17 protein-coding genes are annotated in these 19,454 nt (G+C 55.1%); 10 read left to right on the plus strand and 7 right to left on the minus strand.

Annotated elements, in window-relative coordinates:
* The first annotated feature begins 35 nt into the window (after positions 1-35).
* Positions 36-2,072 carry an APC family permease gene (locus AC6T8Q_RS00320; RefSeq protein WP_500677193.1) on the plus strand — a complete coding sequence of 679 codons (2,037 nt, stop codon included), beginning with the start codon at positions 36-38 and terminating at the stop codon, positions 2,070-2,072.
* Between the two features lie 38 nt (positions 2,073-2,110).
* Here the strand turns inward: AC6T8Q_RS00320 and AC6T8Q_RS00325 are convergent, their stop codons facing one another.
* A complete protein-coding gene (locus AC6T8Q_RS00325; RefSeq protein ID WP_500677194.1) occupies positions 2,111-2,797 on the minus strand; it encodes an OmpA/MotB family protein in 687 nt (228 codons plus the stop codon).
* A 38-nt stretch (positions 2,798-2,835) separates the two neighbouring features.
* Complete coding sequence (gene motA, locus AC6T8Q_RS00330; protein ID WP_496921887.1) at positions 2,836-3,696, minus strand: flagellar motor stator protein MotA; 861 nt, start codon at positions 3,694-3,696, stop codon at positions 2,836-2,838.
* A gap of 735 nt (positions 3,697-4,431) precedes the next feature.
* On the opposite strand from motA, the gene AC6T8Q_RS00335 reads away from it, so the two are divergent.
* From AC6T8Q_RS00335 to AC6T8Q_RS00375, 9 genes are all read left to right on the plus strand, one after another.
* Entirely contained in the window at positions 4,432-5,124 is a 693-nt protein-coding gene (locus tag AC6T8Q_RS00335) for a restriction system modified-DNA reader domain-containing protein (protein ID WP_500677195.1), read from the plus strand.
* Between the two features lie 148 nt (positions 5,125-5,272).
* Positions 5,273-5,605, plus strand: a complete 333-nt coding sequence (locus AC6T8Q_RS00340; RefSeq protein WP_500677196.1) for a DUF6883 domain-containing protein — start codon at positions 5,273-5,275, stop codon at positions 5,603-5,605.
* A gap of 7 nt (positions 5,606-5,612) precedes the next feature.
* Positions 5,613-5,831 (plus strand): DUF4926 domain-containing protein, encoded by a 219-nt coding sequence (locus tag AC6T8Q_RS00345; RefSeq protein ID WP_500677197.1) that lies wholly within the window; start codon positions 5,613-5,615, stop codon positions 5,829-5,831.
* A 223-nt stretch (positions 5,832-6,054) separates the two neighbouring features.
* Entirely contained in the window at positions 6,055-7,392 is a 1,338-nt protein-coding gene (locus AC6T8Q_RS00350; protein WP_500677198.1) for an MFS transporter, read from the plus strand.
* Positions 7,393-7,517: 125 nt separating this feature from the next.
* Positions 7,518-8,867 (plus strand): MFS transporter, encoded by a 1,350-nt coding sequence (locus tag AC6T8Q_RS00355; protein WP_500677199.1) that lies wholly within the window; start codon positions 7,518-7,520, stop codon positions 8,865-8,867.
* Between the two features lie 85 nt (positions 8,868-8,952).
* Positions 8,953-10,269, plus strand: a complete 1,317-nt coding sequence (locus AC6T8Q_RS00360) for an NAD(P)/FAD-dependent oxidoreductase (protein WP_500677200.1) — start codon at positions 8,953-8,955, stop codon at positions 10,267-10,269.
* Between the two features lie 109 nt (positions 10,270-10,378).
* Positions 10,379-11,839, plus strand: coding sequence for a sensor histidine kinase (locus AC6T8Q_RS00365; protein ID WP_500677201.1), 1,461 nt, complete (start codon positions 10,379-10,381; stop codon positions 11,837-11,839).
* Positions 11,832-13,292 carry a sigma-54-dependent transcriptional regulator gene (locus AC6T8Q_RS00370; protein WP_500677202.1) on the plus strand — a complete coding sequence of 487 codons (1,461 nt, stop codon included), beginning with the start codon at positions 11,832-11,834 and terminating at the stop codon, positions 13,290-13,292. The genes AC6T8Q_RS00365 and AC6T8Q_RS00370 overlap by 8 nt, the downstream gene beginning before the upstream one ends.
* A gap of 172 nt (positions 13,293-13,464) precedes the next feature.
* The gene (locus AC6T8Q_RS00375) at positions 13,465-13,686 is read left to right on the plus strand and encodes a carbon storage regulator (RefSeq protein ID WP_500677203.1); all 222 of its coding nucleotides are present in this window, start codon (positions 13,465-13,467) and stop codon (positions 13,684-13,686) included.
* On the opposite strand, the gene AC6T8Q_RS00380 is transcribed toward AC6T8Q_RS00375, so the two are convergent.
* The 5 genes from AC6T8Q_RS00380 to hisD form a co-directional block, all read right to left on the minus strand.
* Positions 13,683-14,984, minus strand: a complete 1,302-nt coding sequence (locus tag AC6T8Q_RS00380) for a hypothetical protein (protein WP_500677204.1) — start codon at positions 14,982-14,984, stop codon at positions 13,683-13,685. The two genes, AC6T8Q_RS00375 and AC6T8Q_RS00380, sit on opposite strands and share 4 nt — an antisense overlap.
* Positions 14,985-15,094: 110 nt before the next feature.
* Positions 15,095-15,862 (minus strand): hypothetical protein, encoded by a 768-nt coding sequence (locus AC6T8Q_RS00385; RefSeq protein ID WP_500677205.1) that lies wholly within the window; start codon positions 15,860-15,862, stop codon positions 15,095-15,097.
* A gap of 117 nt (positions 15,863-15,979) precedes the next feature.
* On the minus strand, positions 15,980-16,798 hold the full coding sequence (locus AC6T8Q_RS00390; protein WP_500677206.1) for a TerC family protein: 819 nt from the start codon (positions 16,796-16,798) through the stop codon (positions 15,980-15,982).
* A gap of 27 nt (positions 16,799-16,825) precedes the next feature.
* A complete protein-coding gene (gene hisC, locus AC6T8Q_RS00395) occupies positions 16,826-17,896 on the minus strand; it encodes a histidinol-phosphate transaminase (protein WP_500677207.1) in 1,071 nt (356 codons plus the stop codon).
* Between the two features lie 133 nt (positions 17,897-18,029).
* On the minus strand, positions 18,030-19,400 hold the full coding sequence (gene hisD, locus AC6T8Q_RS00400) for a histidinol dehydrogenase (protein ID WP_500677208.1): 1,371 nt from the start codon (positions 19,398-19,400) through the stop codon (positions 18,030-18,032).
* Positions 19,401-19,454 lie beyond the last annotated feature (54 nt).

Consider the following 19,454-nt stretch of genomic DNA (forward strand, 5'->3'; position numbering starts at 1 on the left):
TAGTCTTCCCGCGGTGGGCGTGGTAATGTACTGCGATGGCCGAAACAGGTTCTGACGAGAACGCGAGTGGTTCCCTATCCGACTCGCATATCACCGAGTCCCAGATGGGACTTGCGGCTTCGACGCATATCTCGGCGTATCGAAAGCTGCCTGCTCCGCACACACCCGAGCATCAAACGTTCTGGCTGTGGGTGATGTGTCTGACGGGCGTCGACTATTTCAGCACGATGGGCTATCAGCCCTCGATTGCGTTTGAAGCCACGGGGCGGCTCGCACCGCTGGCCACCATACTGCTCGTTATCGTGACTCTTGGTTGTGCGCTGCCCGTTTATCGTTACGTGGCGGGTCAATCGCCGCATGGCCAAGGTTCGATCGCCATGCTTGAGCGGCTCGCCAGCGGTTGGTGGAGCAAGATCATCGTCTTGGTCTTGCTTGGTTTCGCGGCGACCGATTTCGTGATTACCAAAACGCTTTCCGCCGCCGATGCCGCGGAGCATATGATTCACAATCCGTACTGGCAGCAACTACCGGGAATGTTTCAGAGCCAAATGGTTTTGACTCTCGGCTTGTTAGTCATGCTTGGCGGCATGTTCATGCGCGGCTTTCGCGAAGTGATTGGCATCGCGGTCGTGCTCGTCGGTTTTTATTTGCTGCTCAATGTGATCGTGATCGGCAGTGGCATCGTCTATCTGCTCGCTCATAGCGAACTGCTCACCGATTGGTGGACTCACGTGCAAGCCGGGGAGTGGGAGATCAAGCACGCTCCATTTGAAGGAGTCGGCTGGCTGCCGGTGCTGGCGACCTGTTTCATTTTGTTTCCCAAGCTGGCCCTGGGACTTTCCGGTTTTGAAACCGGCGTAGCGGTGATGCCGCTCATTAAGGGGCATGACGATGATGATCCGCATCATCCCATGGGACGTATTCATGGTGCCCGCCATCTGCTGCTCACAGCGGCACTGATTATGTCGACGATGCTCTTTTGCTCGTCATTTGTCGTCTGCACGCTGATTGCTCCCGAAGCTCTCAAAAAGGGCGGTGAAGCCGCGAATCGCGCGCTGGCGTATGTCGCGCATGGTGAATCTCAGTACTTGATCAACCCCATGTTCGGCGAAGTCTTTGGCGGTATCTATGACTTGAGCACCGTATTGATCCTGTGGTTCGCCGGTGCGAGCGCGATGTCGGGGCTCTTGAATCTGTTGCCGCGATATTTGCCGCGCTACGGCATGGCCCCTAAGTGGGCGGAAGCGATTCGGCCCTTGGCGTTGCTACTCACGGGCGTGAATTTGGTTGTCACGATCATTTTCAACGCCAGCGTCGAGGACCAAGGCGAAGCCTATGCCACGGGCGTGATGGTCTTGATGTCGAGTGCAGCCGTGGCCGTGGTGATCGATAAATGGCAGAAATCGAAATACGCTGGCCGTCCCCAAATTCCTTGGGGTTACATCGTCGCGATGGCGATCTTTTTGTACACGACGATTGCAATCGTCATCGAAAAACCAGACGGCATTCGCATCGCAGGCGCATTTATCTTGGCCGTGGTCGTGGGCTCGGGTATTTCGCGCGTGATGCGCAGCACGGAACTGCGTTTCGATCGCTTCGAGTTTGCCGACAATGAATCGCGTCTCTTGTGGGACACGCTGAAATATCTGGACTTCCCCGTGCTCGTGCCCCATCGTCCCGGTCGTCACACGATCGAGCAGAAGGAGCACAGCATCCGCAAAGCGCATCGTTTGGGAGACGATACCCCGATCGTGTTTGTGGAAACACTGCTGGGGGATCCGAGCGAATTTACGCAAAGCCCCATCATCGCCGTGGTCCGCGAAGGCGAACGCTTTATCATTCGTTTGACGAATTGTGTTTCGATTGCTCACACGATTGCTCTGGTCGCGCTCGAGCTGGCCAAATCGGGTAAGCCCCCCGAGATTCATTTCGGCTGGTCCGAGCGCAGTCCGCTCACCGCGAGTTTGGACTTCGTGCTGTTCGGCGAAGGCAACGTGCCGTGGATGGTTCGCGAATTGATCCGCCGTGCCGAGCCCGATGCCAAACGCCGTCCGCGAATTGTCGTCGGTTAATTGGCCCAACGTTTAATTGGCCGAACTCTTCATTGCAGCTATCTCAGTTGGCTGGCTAGCTGCTGCGTGTCGACAATCTCGGGCAGCACGTGGACGTCAACTCGGGAGTTGAACTCCAGTTCGCTCTTATCCAAACTTTCGGCAATCGGTTCGTTCCCCTCAGCCTGGCTAATGCGGAACAGGTCCGGATCCATTCCCAGGCCATCAAGGAACTCCATGACCGTTGTGCAACGGGCATAGCAAAGATCCCAATGATTCTTGTAAGGGCTGCCCGGTGGGAGTGGGCGACGCAGCGAATGCCCGCGGATTTCAATCCGATTCCGTCGGCCAAGCAAATTGTTTACCGAATGCTTCAAATGTTCGATTTGTTCGGGATCCAGCTCAGCGCTGCCATCCTTGAACAGCACCGTAATCTGTGGCGCATCGTTGAACTGCGCCGTGGCGAAACCGTTGCGCATCCGCCCCGGTTGCCCGCGACCTTCATTGCGCTTTTGGACGGTCGGTGAATAGCGGCCGTCTCGTTTGGGGGGATCCTTTTCCGAACCATAGCCACGGCTCGGGGGATCATCCGTTTCAATGGCGAACGGATCGCGAAAGTACTGCGCGACCTCTTGCTTCACGTCTTCATTCTGCGACGTGAGCCACATCACCATAAAGAAAGCCATCATCGCGGTCACGAAGTCCGCGTAGGCCACTTTCCATGCACCACCACCGGCACCGGCCATGGGTCAATCTCCAAAAAACTTAAAATACCTAAGTGGCGTTAACTCACGTCAACTTGTTTGAACAACTCTTCCATATTCTCGCGGGTGGGACGCATTTCCGTCCCGACGCTGCGGCGTGCCTTTTCAATGGCCACCTTGGGAGGCAATTCGTTTGCGAAGGCGAGGATCATCGTCGTGATCGTCCGGAAGAAAGCGAGTTCCATGTGCCCGAGGGCTTCCATCCGACCGGCGAGCGGTCCGAAGAAACCGTAAGACAGCAAAATCCCCAGGAACGTTCCCACGAGGGCCGCACCCACTTTGTGGCCGATTTCTTCCACGGGGCCATCGATGTGACCCATCGTGATCACGATACCGAGCACCGCCGCGACGATGCCGAAGCCCGGCAAGCCGTCGGCCGTTTTCATTAACGCCGTCGTGGGGGCATGGTGTTCTTCGGAAATCACAGCAAGTTCTGCGTCAAACAGTTCGGGCAGCAATTCCTTGCGAACCGTGCCTTCGACTAACAGCGAAAAACCACCCGCCACGAATTCACAGACGTGATGATTTTTTTGAATCAACGGATACTTGGCGAAGATCGTGCTTTCGTAAGGATTCGAGACATGCGATTCGATGGCGAGCAGGCCGTCTTTGCGGGAGGTTTTCATCAGATCGTACATCAAGCTGAAGAGCTCGTTGTACATCTTGCGATTGAAGGGCGAACCTTTGATGGCCTGCATGACCCCCTTAAAGAGGTCGACGAGGGTCTTCTTGCTCGACATCACAATCAGCGCGCCCAACGACGCCCCGCCGATGGTGACGATTTCCGAGGGATGCCATAAGGCTCCCGCATGTCCGCCAGCCATGGAGAAGCCGCCGAGCACACCCGCGATAACGATAATGAATCCAACGATGACGATCATGAATTAAGGTCCTTGTGGAGAATTCCTTACCAAATTCTCAGTTTTAGTATTGGTCACAGAACGCGACAAAAGCTAAGCGGTGGCCGACCGCAGCCAGTTTGCTCGTCGGCGAGCCACGTCTGTTCCGTTTGCTTAAAAGGTGCGGGTTGGAACGATTGTGCCGAGGCCATCCCAACAGAAATCGTGGGTGGCATGGCCTCGGAGATTCACAAGAATCAAAGAGCTGGCGTGAATTCCCAGAACCCGCGGCTAGCCGACCCTCGCTGCGCGACGGTGCCCGCGGCTCATTTATGTAGGCCAAGCTCCGCCTGACATCAAGGCGATTATCGCAGAGTCAGGCGGAGCCTGACCTACCGCGCAGCGGTTCTATCCTTCAGCCCAGTGTTGGTGGCTCCTGGCCACTACCTTGGGAAAATAACGCCCTACCAAACGCCAACCCTGAAGGGGTTGCAGCAATGACCTAACTTTGCGGCGTGGCACGTTTTGCGTTATGATCGTGACTCTCCGATTAAAACTTACTAGCGGGGAATGCTATGCCGCTATTCGGAAACGATGACCGTAGTAATGCTCTTGCCTTCAGCAACGAATGGGCGGGCGAATCACTCGCGGATCGGAAGCAAAAGCGTTCGCATTCATTTCTAGCTATAAGCAGCACTTGTTCGGGCCGCAGGACACCATCAATATTGAGCCATTGTTGGCCGTGAAGAAAGCTTGGACAAAGAAGAAAAAATAGCTATGGCCCGTACGACCCCCCTCGTTTGTCAATTTCTCGAAAACATTTCCCGCGCAGTGCTCGAAGAGTATCAAGACCTTATCCGCGATTACACCAAGAATCGGCACGGCATTTATTCGCTTTATCGCAAAGACAAGCTTTATTACGTCGGTTTGGCCAGCAACTTGCGTTCGCGGCTCAAGCAGCATTTGAAAGACGCTCATCGAGACAAATGGGACTCGTTTAGTCTCTATATCACGATCGATCTCAATGCAATTAAAGAGCTCGAATCGCTACTTCTGAGAGTCTTGCGACCCGAAGGCAACCGAACGGGCGGGCGATTTGTGAAGGCCGAGAATCTGAGAAGGAAACTTGTGGCAGATATCCGCGCTCGTCATCGCGACAAAGAGCATGCATTGATGCCCTTGAAAAAGCGGCCCGTGACGAAGAAAGTTCCCCCAGTTGTCGATGACGAAACGATACCGCTTGCCAAGTATGTGCGGCAGAGGATGCGGCTACGAGTCCGTTATAAGGGAAAGCTCTATAAGGCCATTTTGCGCAAGGACGGACAAATAAGATACAACGGAGTCAATTACAAAACACCGTCGGCAGCGGGCTCCGCGCTGCGGGATGGGCGTGCGACCAATGGTTGGCAATTCTGGCATTACGAACGGGCTCCAGGCGATTGGGTGCCATTGGCAAAAATGCGGAGTTGACTGTCGCCCTTTCAGGGCTGGCGGTTATTTGTTGAATCGGTTCCAGGGGCTGACGCACCCTGGCTATTGACTGTCGCGGCTTTGCCGCTGAACCAAGCTTTATCAAGTCCGGCAGTGCCTCAAGCTCTTGGAAGATAGCAACAAACCCATGAAACTTCCCAACGGAGAGCGGGCTGTCGTCGACCTAGAAAAACTGATCGACTACTGTCTGAATCCCGAACATCCACGAGGAAAGCACAAGGCACGAGTTTTTCTCTCAGCGTGCGGGCTTCATTCCGATCATGCTGAAGAATTTCGAGAGCAATTGATGGAGGCCGCCGTTCTGGGGGAAGCCAGTCCTTTGGCCGACTTTGGCCATGGTGACCGATATATGATAGAATGGAGTATCACCGGGCCGAGCGGAACCGCGATGGCTCGAACAGCTTGGATCGTTCGACCTCACGAAGATTTTCCCCGATTTGTCACTGCGTACATCATGTAGGTTAGTTATGAGCGAAGAAATCGAACTACTGGATGTTGTCGCTTTGGAAGCGGACTTGCCGGCGCAGAAACTAGTGCGTGGGCAGGTCGGTACTGTCGTGGAGAACCCGGCCCCCGGCGTGTTCGAAGTCGAATTCTCTGACGATCAGGGGAAAACCTATGCCCTCTTGCCACTCACCGCCGAGCAGTTGATCGTTCTTCACACTTCGCCCGCCCAATCGGCTTAATAATCTTTTAGGGCTGGAGTTGATCTGTGATTCTCTTCCAGGGGCTGACGCACCCTGGCTATTGACTGTCGCGGGTATGCCGCTGAACCTGCGTTGCTCAATCTGCGTTGTCACTCCACCTTGAAATCGGTATCTTAAACGCAAATTGCTCGTCCCGCCTTCTTTGACCTTCCCTCGCGCCAGGTGACCCACGGGTGGCTGGCTCTCATGTATCAGGTGGCCCATGGCTGAAAGCAAGCGTCTGACCCCCGTCCAATGGCTCGTCTGCGTGATCGCGGCGATTGGCTTTGCCTTCGATATCTACGAACTGCTGATGCTGCCGCTGATTGTGCGGCCCATGTTGCTGGAGCTGGTGAACGCCGCGCCGGGCACCCCGGAATTTGAAATGTGGGTGGGCCGCCTATTTTTCATACCGGCGATTGCCGGCGGATTGTTTGGACTCCTAGGCGGTTATCTGACCGATGTGTTGGGGCGGCGGCGGGTGCTCACCTATAGCATTTTGCTCTATGCGTTTTCGGCCTTCGCGGCGGGGTTTGCCACTTCGATTGAAATGTTGTTGTTCTTGCGGTGTACCACGTTTATCGGCGTGTGTGTCGAGTTCGTCGCCGCGGTGGCCTGGCTCGCCGAGTTATTTCCCAACCCCAAGCAGCGTGAACAGGTACTTGGTTACACGCAGGCTTTTTCTTCGGTGGGCGGCATTCTGGTAACGGCCGCTAACTATTTGGCGGTCCAGTATGGATCGATGTTGCCGGCCATCCAGGGGGGGCATGAAGCCTGGCGGTACACTCTCATTTCGGGGGTAATACCTGCACTGCCATTAATCGTCATCCGACCGTTTCTGCCCGAATCCCCCGCTTGGGCAGCGAAGAAAGCTGCCGGCACATTACGGCGACCGAGCATTCGCGAGTTGTTTGCACCTCAACTGCGCAGGACAACGATCGTAACGACGTTGATGTTTGCCTGCAGCTATGGGGCGGCCTTTGGCGCGTTGCAACACACGCCGCGGATGGTGGCGTACTTACCCCAAGTGAAAGAGATGACAGCCGGCAAACCGGTGCCCGAACAGAAACGGATCGAGCAAACGGTGGCCTCGAAGGTCAACGCGTACCAGGAATTCGGCGGTTTGCTCGGACGGTTTCTGCTCGCGTTCGCGGCGGTGCGAATCGTAAGCCGCCGAGGGCTATTGCGGATTTTCCAAATTCCGGGATTGTTTTTGATACCGCTGGTATTTTATTTTCCCGCGCGCGAAAACTTAGACTTGCTGCAGTGGGGCATCTTTGCCTGTGGGTTGGTGACGGTCGCCCAGTTCAGCTTTTGGGGCAACTATCTGCCGCGTGTTTATCCGCTTCATCTGCGGGGAACCGGGGAAAGCTTTGCCGCCAATATCGGTGGCCGCATGATTGGCACTTCCGCAGCATTGCTGACGACGACGCTTGTTGCCTACATGCCGCAAAAATCTGTGGCCCTGGCTGCATGTCTGGTGGGTGGTGGCGTTTATTTGCTGGGTACGATTTTGTGTTTCTGGTTGCCCGAACCCGCGGCTGAGGATTTGCCGGAATAAAAACAGCGAGAAGAACATTGTTTTCGCTTTCCAGCGGTTTTTTCTCACGCGAATACTGAGTAAGGTAGTGGCATCGCAGGCTGCGACTCATCGCATTTTCAGAATCGCTTATCAAAGGTTGACTCATGTCCGAGCGACGTTGGTACACCCATCTCACGCCGTATCATTGGTTCGTATTCATCATCGCCAGCGCGGCGTGGTTTTTTGATTGCTTGGATCAACGCTTGTTCTCGCTGGCGCGGGTCGATGCGCTCACCGATTTGACACGGGGTATTGAAGGGGCCGACGTTCAAGCCCTGGGCAAGCAAGTGACGGCCTACTTCCTGATTGGTTGGGGCATCGGCGGTTTGATCTTTGGTGCCTTGGGCGATCGCTATGGCCGGGCCAAGATGCTCACCATTACCGTGCTGATATATTCCTTCTGCACGGGGATGAGTTACTTCAGCCGCACGTATTTCGATTTCGCGCTGGCACGTTTCTTAACCGGCCTCGGGGTAGGGGGGGTCTTCGGCTTGGCCGTGGCCTTGATCGCCGAAACATTGAGCGATCAAGCCCGCTCGGGCGCCTTGGGTTGGCTGCAGATTCTGTCGACCGTGGGCAATCTTTCGGCGGGTCTCGTGCTGACGATTATCAGCAGCCTAGAAACGCAGGAAGTGATTGAAGCCGGTAGCGGTTGGCGGTGGATGTTCTTGGTGGGAGCGCTGCCTGCGCTGATGGTGGTGTTCACTATGAAGTATTTGCGCGAGCCCGAGCCTTGGCTCGCGGCGAAAGCAGAAGGCCGCTTGCCGCAAGGAAACATCTTTGCGCCGTATCGCGATCTGCTGCGCGATAGCCGTTGGCGCAAGAACCTGATCGTCGGTGCATTGATCTCATCGGCGGGTGTGATTGGATTATGGGCCATCGCTGAATACGCGATCGATTTGCAAACAAAAGTCTTCCGCGAGCATTTTTTACAGGAGAACATGCCCGAGGCGGAGATCCCTCAGGCTATCAACAGCGCCAAGGCGACGGCCTACACGCTGCAAATGATTGGTGCCGCGGTGGGGATGTGGTTTATGACAAAAGCCTGCATTGTCTTAGGCCGCAAGCCTGCGTTTGCCATCTGGTACACGGGCGCGTTCTTGGTCACGCTCTTTACTTATTGGGTCATGAGCTCACCCCTGCAAGCTTATGTCTTGATGCCGTTGATGTGGTTTTTTCAATTGGGGGTCTTCGCTGGGTTTGCGATCTATTTGCCCGAATTGTTTCCCAGCAGCATGCGGAGCACGGGGACATCGTTTTGCTACAACCTTGGCCGGTTCGCTGCCGCGGGGGGGAGTTTCTTTTCCGCCAAATTGGCCACGGACCTCTATGCGAGTGATGTGCCGGGGCTGCAGGAGCGATATGCGGCCATGACCATGTGTGCGATCTTTTTGATTGCCTTGTTCACGCTACCGTTCGCCCCAGAAACGAAAGATCAGCCACTGCCAGAATAGCGATCTTGCTTTGTGGCGATTATGAATACCTGCTATGCTCGGGCCTGTTTGACAGGATCAATTTCTCGAGCCCAGCGGTTTATGCATGAGTGATCATTCAGTCGTTGCGGAATTGCCCCGCCGAGTTGTTATCATCGGTGGCGGGTTCGGCGGGCTTCAGGTGGCCATGGGGCTGAAACGCGCGCCCGTTCAAGTCACGCTCGTTGATCGCCGAAACTTTCATCTGTTTCAGCCGCTGCTGTATCAAGTCGCCACGGGCGGCTTGTCACCCGCGAATATCGCCGCTCCCTTGCGCGGCATCCTGTCGGGCCAACGCAATTGCCAAGTGCTGATGGGCGAGGTCAAAAATATCGACCTCAACAAGCGGCGGGTTCTGGTCGAAGATCGCGAACTGAGTTACGACGTTCTCGTCGTCGCCGCCGGAGCGACGCATAGTTACTTTGGTCATTCTGAGTGGGAGAAGTTAGCTCCTGGTTTGAAGACGATCGAAGACGCTACGGAAATTCGGCGGCGGTTGATTTCAGCTTTTGAGGCAGCCGAACTTACGAATGACCATGACGTGCGGCATCGGCTCTTAAATTTTGTTGTCGTTGGCGCGGGGCCCACGGGGGTGGAGCTTGCGGGGGCATTGGCAGAGATTGCCAGACATAGCCTCAAAAAGGATTTTCACGACATCAATCCCGCCGAAGCCAATGTGGTGTTGATCGAAGCCGGCGAGCGTGTCCTGGCGGCGTATCCACCAGAACTTTCTACGAAGGCGTTGGAGTCGCTTCACAAATTGGGGGTTTCGGTGCGATTGCGAACCGCCGTCGAGCAGGTTTCGCCGGACGGCGTGACGTTAAAAACAGAGAGTGGCAGCGAATTCTTGGCGACCGACACGGTTTTATGGGCGGCGGGGGTGCAGGCTTCTCCCTTGGCGAAGATGTTGGCCGAAGGCTCGGGAGCGGAACTCGATCGCGCGGGACGGATCAAGGTGCAAGCCGATTTGTCGCTACCCGGTCAACCAGGAGTTTTTGTCTTGGGAGACATGGCCCACTGCGAGGGAACTGATGGCAAACCGTTGCCCGGCGTGGCTGCAGTGGCTATTTCACAAGGCAAGTTTGTGGCCAAGCTTATCAAAGCTCGCCTCGCGGGGAAGCAACCGCCGACTTATCGCTATCGCGATTTGGGAAGCCTCGCCACGATTGGCCGAAGCGCGGCGGTGGCCGATATTGGCAATCTCCACTTTTCAGGCTTTCTGGCATGGCTGATGTGGCTGTTTATTCACTTGATGAAAATCGTCAGCTTCCGCAATCGCGTGCTTGTCTTTTTCCAATGGGGTTGGAGCTACTTTACTTACGACCGCTCGGCGTGGCTCATCACGGGAAATGCTCCGGAGACGGAACCCGAAAATCCCAGCTAATGGTTGTCCAAATCCTGCACACCGTTCGTTCAAAAATGCAGTAAAATGGCGGTATGGGCTTTGCTTACACAAACGCCACGGTCATTTTCGACGGGATTGGAACACACGCATGCGCTTTCCTTTGATCTGGCGGATTCTTGCGCCCACCTTAGCGGTGAGTATGTTGCTGCTGGGCGTCGGTCTGGCGGCGGCCATTTATGCGTATCGCTGGAATGATCGTGTTTCGTTGTTGCTCGACAATCGCGTCACAGCGGTGCTCTCCACACAGGAGCTCGTGTTGGCGATTCGCGATACGCGCCATGCCTTAAGCCGTTACGATGTCACCAAGGATCGAGAGTACATCGCTCTGGCCAAGACGGCGATCATGGAAGCTAACGAGTTATTGCCGCGGGTATCGGCATTTTCCTCTGCGGAAGATGCTGACGATTTGATTCGCATGAGTAAAACAATCGCTCAGACTGAAGAAGGAATTGATCAACTCATCGCTTCCCAAGATGTTAATTCCGACACCTTGCGTCGATCCATCAGTGTGGGTGAATTGGCCACAGCTCAGGAATTGTTGGATCGCCGCCAAGCAGCGGTTTCGGAAGAAAGCCGACAGAACCGTTTGAATGCCGACCGTATCGGGATGAGCCTGGCCATTCTGGGATTATGCGGCGCAGGGGCAGGCTTGCTCGCGGGCTTTGGCATGGCCCGTGGTATTTCTCGCTCGATTGAACAACTTGGCGGATCGGTCCATTCGATGGCCGAGACGATCTTTCAAAACGGCGAGGCGCCGCTTCCGCCACCAACGGGCATTCATGAGTTACTCGCCACGATTGGTGATATCCGCCAGAAAACGGTGGGCATCATGGACGAGCTGGAGCAATCTCGTGAAAAGGCGACTCGCTCGGATCAACTTTCCGCCGTGGGGCAACTCGCTGCAGGGATTGCCCATGAACTTCGAAATCCACTAACAGCGGTCAAGTTGCTTGTCGATGACGCGGTCGAGCAAAACACACCTCTGCGTGGCGCGGAATTGCAGGTCCTGCAAGATGAAGTGGAGCACATGGAACAGATGACTCAAATGTTCCTTGACTTTGCCCGCCCCCCGAAACTTATCCGACAATCGTTTGACTTGAAGCAAGTCGTCGAACAATGTTTGGAACTTGTGCGGCGGCGGTGCGAGATGCTGCACATCGCCATTGATTTTCAAGCCGAGCCAATTTCCGTGAGGGGCGACTTTCAGCAGCTGCGGCAAGTGGTTTTGAATTTGTTACTCAATGCCATCGATGCTCAACCTGAGGGTGGGAGAATAGAAGTCAAGTTGACGGAAGACTTTGATGCCGGGGCTTGTCATATCGAGATCGCCGACGAAGGCTCAGGGATTCCTGATGAGTATCTTGATCGGATCTTCGATCCGTTTGTCAGCACCAAAGAAACGGGAATGGGATTGGGGCTGGCAATTTCTCGGCGGATTGTCCGGTCGCATGGTGGCGAGATAACCACCGCGAAACAAGCCAGCCGCGGAACGATTTTTCGAATTGAATTACCATTGAGTGAAGTGCCTGAAGGAGCCGCGCGTGTCTGAATCCACTTTGTTGGTCATCGACGATGAAGCCGGGGTGCGTTTCAGTTTGAAACGTACGTTAACAAGCCAGGATGTCAGCGTGGAAACTGCTGAAACCGGCCGTCTGGGACTCGAAGCACTCACCAAAAAGCTACCCGACGTGGTGCTGCTCGATATTCGTCTTCCTGATATGTCAGGACTCGATGCATTAATAGCGATTCGCAAAATCGATCAGCGGCTCCCCGTGGTTATGATCACGGCGCACGGCACAACTGACACGGCTATTGAAGCCACCAAACGCGGAGCATTTGATTATTTGCTTAAACCGTTCGATCTGCCGACGTTGCGGACCGTTGTGCAGCGAGCGCTCGAATCGAGCCGCCTAACTCGTCGGCCAGCCGTTGTGCCTAACGCCGACAATGCCGCGGTTGTGGGGGACCGGATTGTAGGTCGTAGCGCCGTGATGCAGGATGTGTTCAAAGCGATTGGCCGCGTGGCGGAATCTGACATCAACGTCCTGTTGTTGGGCGAAAGTGGCGTGGGTAAGGAGTTGGTGGCGCGGGCCATTTATCAACATAGTCGCCGCTCGGCGGAACCATTTCTCGCTATCAACTGTGCCGCCATTCCCGAAACGCTTTTGGAAAGCGAACTCTTTGGTAACGAAAAAGGCTCATTCACGGGGGCCGACCGCCAACGTATCGGCCGGTTCGAGCAAGCCTCGGGGGGCACAATCTTTCTGGATGAAATCGGCGACATGAGCCCCGCGATTCAGGCCAAGGTGTTGCGACTCTTGCAGGATCAACGCTTCGAGCGCGTGGGTGGCAGCGAAACCATCCAGGCAGATGTCCGCGTCATTGCCGCCACGAATCAAAATCTGCCCGAGCTCGTGGCGGCGGGTCGCTTTCGACAGGATTTGTTTTACCGGCTCAACACCAACACGATCTTAATCCCACCGCTGCGGTCACGGCTCGATGACCTGCCGTTGTTGGTCGAGCATTTTATCAAGGTTTATTGCCCCGTGGTGAGTAAGCAGGTCACCGTGGCCGCTCCGGAAACGTTGGAATTGCTCGCCAGCTATCCCTGGCCAGGAAATGTCCGCGAGTTGCAAGGGGTGATTAAAACGGCGCTGGTAAATTCCACCTCCGACGTGCTGACGCCCGATTGTTTGCCGGAATCGATCCTGCATCCGCTCGAAGGGGGAACTGTCGGTGGGGCAAATGATGATGCCGTCTTGGATTTGATGAGTTATGTGAAGCGCATGATCACCAACGGCGATCACCATCTTTACCGCAAGGTTCAATTCGCCGTGGATCGGGCGGTGTTCCGCGAAGTGCTCGATGCCGTTGGCGGAAATCAAGTGGAAGCTGCCCGTATGCTGGGTATTTCACGCACGACACTGCGAGCGAAACTGCAGAACATGCATGACATATCGCGCGCCGAAATGGAATCAGTATCTGAACAGCCTGACCAGTAACTGAACATGTCTGACAGGGGTAGAAAGTCTAACCCTCCCAAACTGTGTGTTTTCTCGGAAGAAACTAAGCGCCGACAAAATTCTCTCCTTCGGAACGCCACTTGCAAGCACTTTTCATGGCATGCTTGAGTGTTAGGCTGCTCTTTGACGAGAGTGCCGTTTGGGGAGTTTTATGATTGTCTTTCGACGGAAAAAGCGCGATCAGATCGTGATCGGCGGCGACATAATCATCACCGTGATGCATATTCGTGGTTCACGAGTCAGCTTGGGCATCCAAGCCCCTCCTGGCGTCAAGATTTTGCGCAATGAGCTCGCACCCCACGAAACAAACGTTTCGCTGCCACTCGCTGAAGGCATTGAAGCCATCTCGTCGCCAATGCCCGCCGTGAATTAACGGCGGTATTCCAAGCCGAATTGCCAGCCGTGATAGAGCACGTCGCGGCTTTGGAAATCTTGGCTAAAGAACGTGTCGGCGGCTTGTCCGACGCCGTCTAGGAACATCACCTGATAGCCACCCTTGAGTGCTAGGCAGGGTGTTAGCTTAGCAGACGCCCACAAGCTGGCTTCGCCAAGGAACGCGATTTCCGTGAATGTTCGTTCGGTTCTGGTGCTCGTGACCGTGGTCGTTTCTGAAAATTCGTTGTCGGGCGCAGTCGCCAGATCGTCTCCCGTGATGACGGTTGTGACGTTGAATTCCGTGTCGCGTCTTTTGATTTCATTGTGGTAAACGCCAGCATTGGCGAAGCCGCTCACGCTGAGCCAATTGCTTACCTGCCAGCCGTCGCGTAGTCCGCCCAATTGAAAGCCAATCAAATGATTGTCGAGCACGGTCGTCGTGCCGGTATCAACAAAGGCTGCAGGAGCTGCGGGGGGATCGGCGGGGACAGGAATTACTTTGTCGACGATCGTAAAATCATCGAGCTGCTCGTCGACCTGCAAGTAACGAACGCCGGAGAAAAACTTCCATGCGTTCGGCACGCGGGGGAGGAAATTGAATTCGACCGAATTCCAGCGGCTCATCAAATCGATGCTACGGGTTGAGTCGGCCACAGGAGAGTCGGGAAACACGAGCCCCGCGTCCCATTCGTTGATGCCTTCATAGCCAACTTGCATGCCCCAACCGTGGCAATTGTAGGCCGTGGCGAAAAGCCGTGCGCCCGGCGCGTAATCGTATTGATCGATCACCGACGGCACGCCACCAACATCGTTGATGATGGGTCCCAGATCGGCATCCTCGCGGAACATGATCAGGCCGGACGCTTCAATGCCCCAACGGGGACCGACACACCAATTGTCGCAAGCACCAGGTCCTTCAAACCAAGGGAAGGTCTTGGCCGTGCAACTGCAACGATCGCATGGACCGCAGTTGCAAGATCCTCCACAGCCCTGGCAGCCACCCGTGACCACACCAGTGCCGTTTTGCACGGCCTGGTATTGCTCCCAAAGAACGGAGTTGGCAGTCGTATTCTCCGCCGCATCGACGACTGGCTCGGGCACGTATTTGCCTTGGCTCCCTTTTTCGTACGGAGCAAAGGGATCGGGCTGCGGCAACAGAGTCTGGGCATAGCCGGTTGTCGCGCCGCTCAGAGCGCACAACAAGAAAACCAGCAGCGGGTAACGCAGGTGGATCACGGCGAAGCGGGGTGAAAGACACGTGGCGGTCGGCACACATGCGACTGGGTCAGAGCGCACGCAGACCGAATGGAGTCAACGTATCCGTAGAATCGGCTCCCGCTCTGGCGGGGCCCGACCAAACTTTCCACGACGCGCAGTGCTTACGCGGTTTACCTAAAATGTGCTAGCTAGAGGATACAACGTCGCTGGGACAGCATAGCCGTGAAGAGTCCCAGCAGGACCAGGGTATGGGGCTCGGGAACAGCGATTGGAGAGAACACAATATCATCAAGGTAACCGCCGACTGTTGCGGTACCGGCTACCGAAATAATACTCGGTATCGAATTGTCAAAAAGAAACTGAGAAGGACCAAGAATATTTTGAGTCGTGGCACGAATACGAAGCTCAACGTCCTGGCCAGCGAACTGCGCGATATTGCCTGCTATGATACCAATTCCATTGTCTAAATCTTCGATTTGTGTCATCAAGATCTGTTGTTCGTTGATCGTAATTCTCAAGGCCTGCACGGCCGAAATCATCTTAGTTTCTGATTGCATTCCGACCGTTTCACGACTAGACCAATCTCCTACCAGTATTCGAAGTGATTTGGCGTCCAGGGGTATGGTTCCGTTCTGCAGTACATATCCTGCTCCGCCAACGATTCCAAAACTGCTGGCGTTCAACGAAACGGAATAGTCACCAGATAACACCAAGTTATCTGGATTCGAAGGCCAATGGGGACCGGTTAGTATTCCGCAGCCAGGGTCGAAGCAAATCGAATTCGCCGGCGGTAATGTGCTGCGCCAGCCAGGAATCGCGTTCGGACTATCTTGCCCGGAGAAGCCTTGTTCAAAATCGAGATTCAGGAACGGTGCGCCCGGACATTGTTCGCTCACAAAAGGCGCTAAGGTCAGGGCGGCGAACAAAATGGCAGGAAGGCAGGGAGATCGTTTCATAATGCTTTCTCAACTGCGGCGTATTTGTATTATAAGCAGATTTCCGTTGGTCCCTCCAAGAGGCCGAGGATTGCGGGAAACGTCACGTAAGATAAACCAAAATTCTGGCCGGCGCACTTATGGCGCTGCCGCCTCGGCCTTTTGACGTGCGGATGCCACCTTGAGATTGAGCATTTCCACTCCGAGCGAGAACGCCATGGGGGCATAGATATAGCCGCGCGGAATATGCGTGCTCAGGCCTTCAGCGATAAGCACCACGCCGATCAGAATGAGAAACGCCAGTGCCAGCATTTTCACGCTCGGGTGCGTATTCACGAAACGCGATACCGGGCCACTAAACGCGATCATCACAGCAATCGCGATCAAGACCGCAGTAATCATAATGGTCATCGGAACCCAATAGTGCGTGTAATCTTCGGGACGAACCATTCCCACGGCGGTTAGCACGGAGTCGATGGAGAAAACAAGGTCGATCAAGAGAATCTGCACCAACACCGCGGCAAAACTCGCCGGTGCTTTTGCTTTTGATCCGACGGGGTGGGGTTCCAATTCATGGCCTATTTCCCAGGTCGACTTGGCCAACAAGAAGGCTCCTCCCAAAATCAGAACCAAGCTCTTGATGGTGATCCGCGTGGTCGTGGGCTGCTCTACAGCCGTCTCACCGACAGCCGCGACCTGTTCGTCACCCCAATAGAAGGGTAGTTCAAACAGCGTCGTTTTGTCGAGCGTGATAATCCAGGAAATGGCAAACAGGAGTACGATCCGCCCCGCCGCGGCGAGGAGCAACCCAATCAAACGGGCTTTGGGCTGCTGCTCAGCGGGAAGTTTCCCCGCTAGGATCGCCAAGAACACGACGTTGTCGATTCCCAGCACGATTTCCAAAACCGCAAGTGTGGCCAGCGAGAGCATCGAAGGGACGGTAAACAATTCTTCCATGAGAGTACCCTCGTGTTAGTCAATCGATTAAGAATTCACCAAAGGCTGTAAGATCGTCAAAAAAGCATCGATCTGCTCATCATTGCCCACCGTGATGCGTAGTCCATCACCCCAGTCGGGATAGTTCATGTAGCGGACCAACACGCCGGCTGTTTTGAGATCTTCATAAAGCTGTCGGCTTGGCTTGGATTCGTGTTCGCACCACACGAAGTTCGCCTGCGAGTCAACGCACTTGAATCCCAATCGCTGTAGCGAATCGGTGAGGCGCGCGCGCGTGGCCAAAATCAAAGCTCGAGTTTCAGTGAACCAGGCTTGATCTTCCATCGCTGCGGTCGCCCCGGCGATCGACAAGGCATCGCAGTTGTAAGAATCTTTGACCTTGATGAGTTCACGAATGATTTGTGGTTGGGCGACGAGATAACCGAACCGCAAGCCGGCGAGCGAGTAAGATTTGCTCAAGGTTCGCGAGACCATGATCTTTTCGTTCTTGGCCACGAGCGCCATGCAGTTCGTGTCGGCGAAATCGACGTAAGCCTCATCGACCAGCAAAGGGCAGGGGAGGGCGTCGGCAAGTTTTGCCACGTCGTTGGGCGATACCATCGTTCCCGAGGGACTGTTGGGATTGGCCAGAAAGGCAAGCTTCAAACCCTCGGTGGGAGCTGAGAAGTCTGCGCCGAGTGACCAATCATTTTGGAAATTGACGACGTCGACCTTGGCACCTTGAATCTCAGCGAGCGACTTGTAAAGCACATAGCTAGGATTCGGATAGCGCAGGACGTCGCCTGAATCAACAAGGGCCCGGGTGACAATCGTGAGAATATCGTCGCTGCCGTTGCCGCACAGAATCCAATCGGGCGTGATCTCGGGCAGATCGCGTTTCAAGAGGTCGCACATCTGCAACCGAAAGGCGGTCGCCATCGGATCGGGATAACGCTGCAAACCCGCCTGGCAGACCCGTCCAATCGCCGCCTTCACCTTGGGAGAACACATATAAGGGTTCTCGTTGGTGTTGAGCTTGATGAACTTGCTCACCCCTTGTGGTTGCTCACCAGGGACATAGCCCTCCATCGCAACAATATTCGGTCGAAAATAATTCATTGATTTCTTTGAACACAGATGAACACGGATCAAAATGATTCACGCGGATAATTAATTTGATTTCACTCTTAATTTAAATCACTAACGAACATCTAATCTGCGATCATCCGTACAATCTGCGTTTATCCGCGTTCTATTCTTGCTCTTGTTCTTTTGGTAATCGCACGAGGACACTCTTGGCATGACCGGTGAGGCCTTCCTTCTCGGCCATCCGCAACACATCGGCCGCGATGGCTTCCATGCCGGCTTGATCGAATTGGATCACGCTGTTCGACCGCAAGAAACTATTCGCACTCAACCCGCTGGCAAAACGCGCCGTGGCACCGGTGGGCAAGACGTGCGATGCACCGGCGGCGTAGTCGCCGAGTGCGACGGGAGTATAAGGACCAATAAAGATCGCTCCTGCGTGCCGGATTTCACTTGCCAGATCGTTGGCATCTTCGCAGGCGATATGCAAATGTTCGGTGGCCAATTTGTTGGCAAGCTCTACGGCTTCTGCTCGATCTGCAACCAGCACCAGGGCTCCAAATTCGTTGAGCGATTGCCGAGCGAGCTCGCCACGTTCGAGCACGGCCAGTTGCTTGGTGAGTTCCGCGGCCACGCCGTCGATCAAATCCGCGCTCCAGGAAAGTAAAATTCCTGAACCTGGCGCATGCTCGGCTTGGGCAATCAAATCGGCCGCAATGAACTCCGCAGGAATCGTATCGTCGGCGATGACGACCACTTCACTGGGGCCGGCAATCGAATCGATATCGACGCTGCCAAACACAAACTTCTTAGCAAGCGCCACAAACAGATTGCCTGGGCCGACGATCTTGTCGACCTTCTTGATCCCATCCACTCCATAGGCCAGCGCGGCGACGGCTTGTGCGCCACCCACGCGATAGACTTCGGTGATCCCGAGTTCATGACACGTGGCGAGCAAATCTTGGTTGTAAGCGCCAAAATCTGTTGGTGGTGCAACGATGGCGAGTTCTTTCACACCGGCCGCTTGTGCAGGGACGGCCGTCATCAAGACCGTTGAGGGATACGCGGCTGCACCACCTGGTACGCAGATCCCCACGCGATCCAATGGCACGTAACGCTGCCGCAGATTGCCACCTGCTTCGAGTTCCGTCCAAGCATCGTGATGGAGAATGGCTTGCTGGAATTTCAGAATGTTGTGGCGAATCCTGCGAATCGTTTCTAGAAAAGTCGGATCGGCCGCCTCATGGGCCAAAGCCAATTCTTCTGCTGAAACTCGCAGCGTGTCGGCCGTGAGCTCTTTGCCATCGAGCTTGCGGGTGTACTCCAGCACGGCCTCAAGTCCCTCCGTACGAACTTCGCGGCAAATTCTTTCGACTGTTTGCTGCGGCGAGAGCGGCTCGCCGAAAACTTCGAGCGTTTTTTGCCGGCCAGCTTCGCTCACCACGTCGCCGTCGGCGGAGAGCTTTTTGCGCAGGGCCGTCAATTCCTCGGCGGCGCCGGCTTGGCTGGTGTCGATGCGGCGGATCGCGAGTTCCATGGTGGTTCGTCGGTGAAAGTTGTGTTTGCCCGTCACGAGCTGGGTTTGCCCGCC

It is taken from the genome of Bythopirellula sp. (genome assembly GCF_041737835.1).
Lineage (GTDB): Bacteria > Planctomycetota > Planctomycetia > Pirellulales > Lacipirellulaceae > Bythopirellula.

Coding starts and splice junctions, on each gene's coding strand:
- AC6T8Q_RS00320 (WP_500677193.1), top strand. CDS start 36: ATGGCCGAAACAGGTTCTGACGAGAACGCGAGTGGTTCCCTATCCGAC.
- AC6T8Q_RS00325 (WP_500677194.1), bottom strand. CDS start 2,797: ATGGCCGGTGCCGGTGGTGGTGCATGGAAAGTGGCCTACGCGGACTTC.
- motA (WP_496921887.1), bottom strand. CDS start 3,696: ATGATCGTCATCGTTGGATTCATTATCGTTATCGCGGGTGTGCTCGGC.
- AC6T8Q_RS00335 (WP_500677195.1), top strand. CDS start 4,432: ATGGCCCGTACGACCCCCCTCGTTTGTCAATTTCTCGAAAACATTTCC.
- AC6T8Q_RS00340 (WP_500677196.1), top strand. CDS start 5,273: ATGAAACTTCCCAACGGAGAGCGGGCTGTCGTCGACCTAGAAAAACTG.
- AC6T8Q_RS00345 (WP_500677197.1), top strand. CDS start 5,613: ATGAGCGAAGAAATCGAACTACTGGATGTTGTCGCTTTGGAAGCGGAC.
- AC6T8Q_RS00350 (WP_500677198.1), top strand. CDS start 6,055: ATGGCTGAAAGCAAGCGTCTGACCCCCGTCCAATGGCTCGTCTGCGTG.
- AC6T8Q_RS00355 (WP_500677199.1), top strand. CDS start 7,518: ATGTCCGAGCGACGTTGGTACACCCATCTCACGCCGTATCATTGGTTC.
- AC6T8Q_RS00360 (WP_500677200.1), top strand. CDS start 8,953: ATGAGTGATCATTCAGTCGTTGCGGAATTGCCCCGCCGAGTTGTTATC.
- AC6T8Q_RS00365 (WP_500677201.1), top strand. CDS start 10,379: ATGCGCTTTCCTTTGATCTGGCGGATTCTTGCGCCCACCTTAGCGGTG.
- AC6T8Q_RS00375 (WP_500677203.1), top strand. CDS start 13,465: ATGATTGTCTTTCGACGGAAAAAGCGCGATCAGATCGTGATCGGCGGC.
- AC6T8Q_RS00385 (WP_500677205.1), bottom strand. CDS start 15,862: ATGAAACGATCTCCCTGCCTTCCTGCCATTTTGTTCGCCGCCCTGACC.
- AC6T8Q_RS00390 (WP_500677206.1), bottom strand. CDS start 16,798: ATGGAAGAATTGTTTACCGTCCCTTCGATGCTCTCGCTGGCCACACTT.
- hisC (WP_500677207.1), bottom strand. CDS start 17,896: ATGAATTATTTTCGACCGAATATTGTTGCGATGGAGGGCTATGTCCCT.
- hisD (WP_500677208.1), bottom strand. CDS start 19,400: ATGGAACTCGCGATCCGCCGCATCGACACCAGCCAAGCCGGCGCCGCC.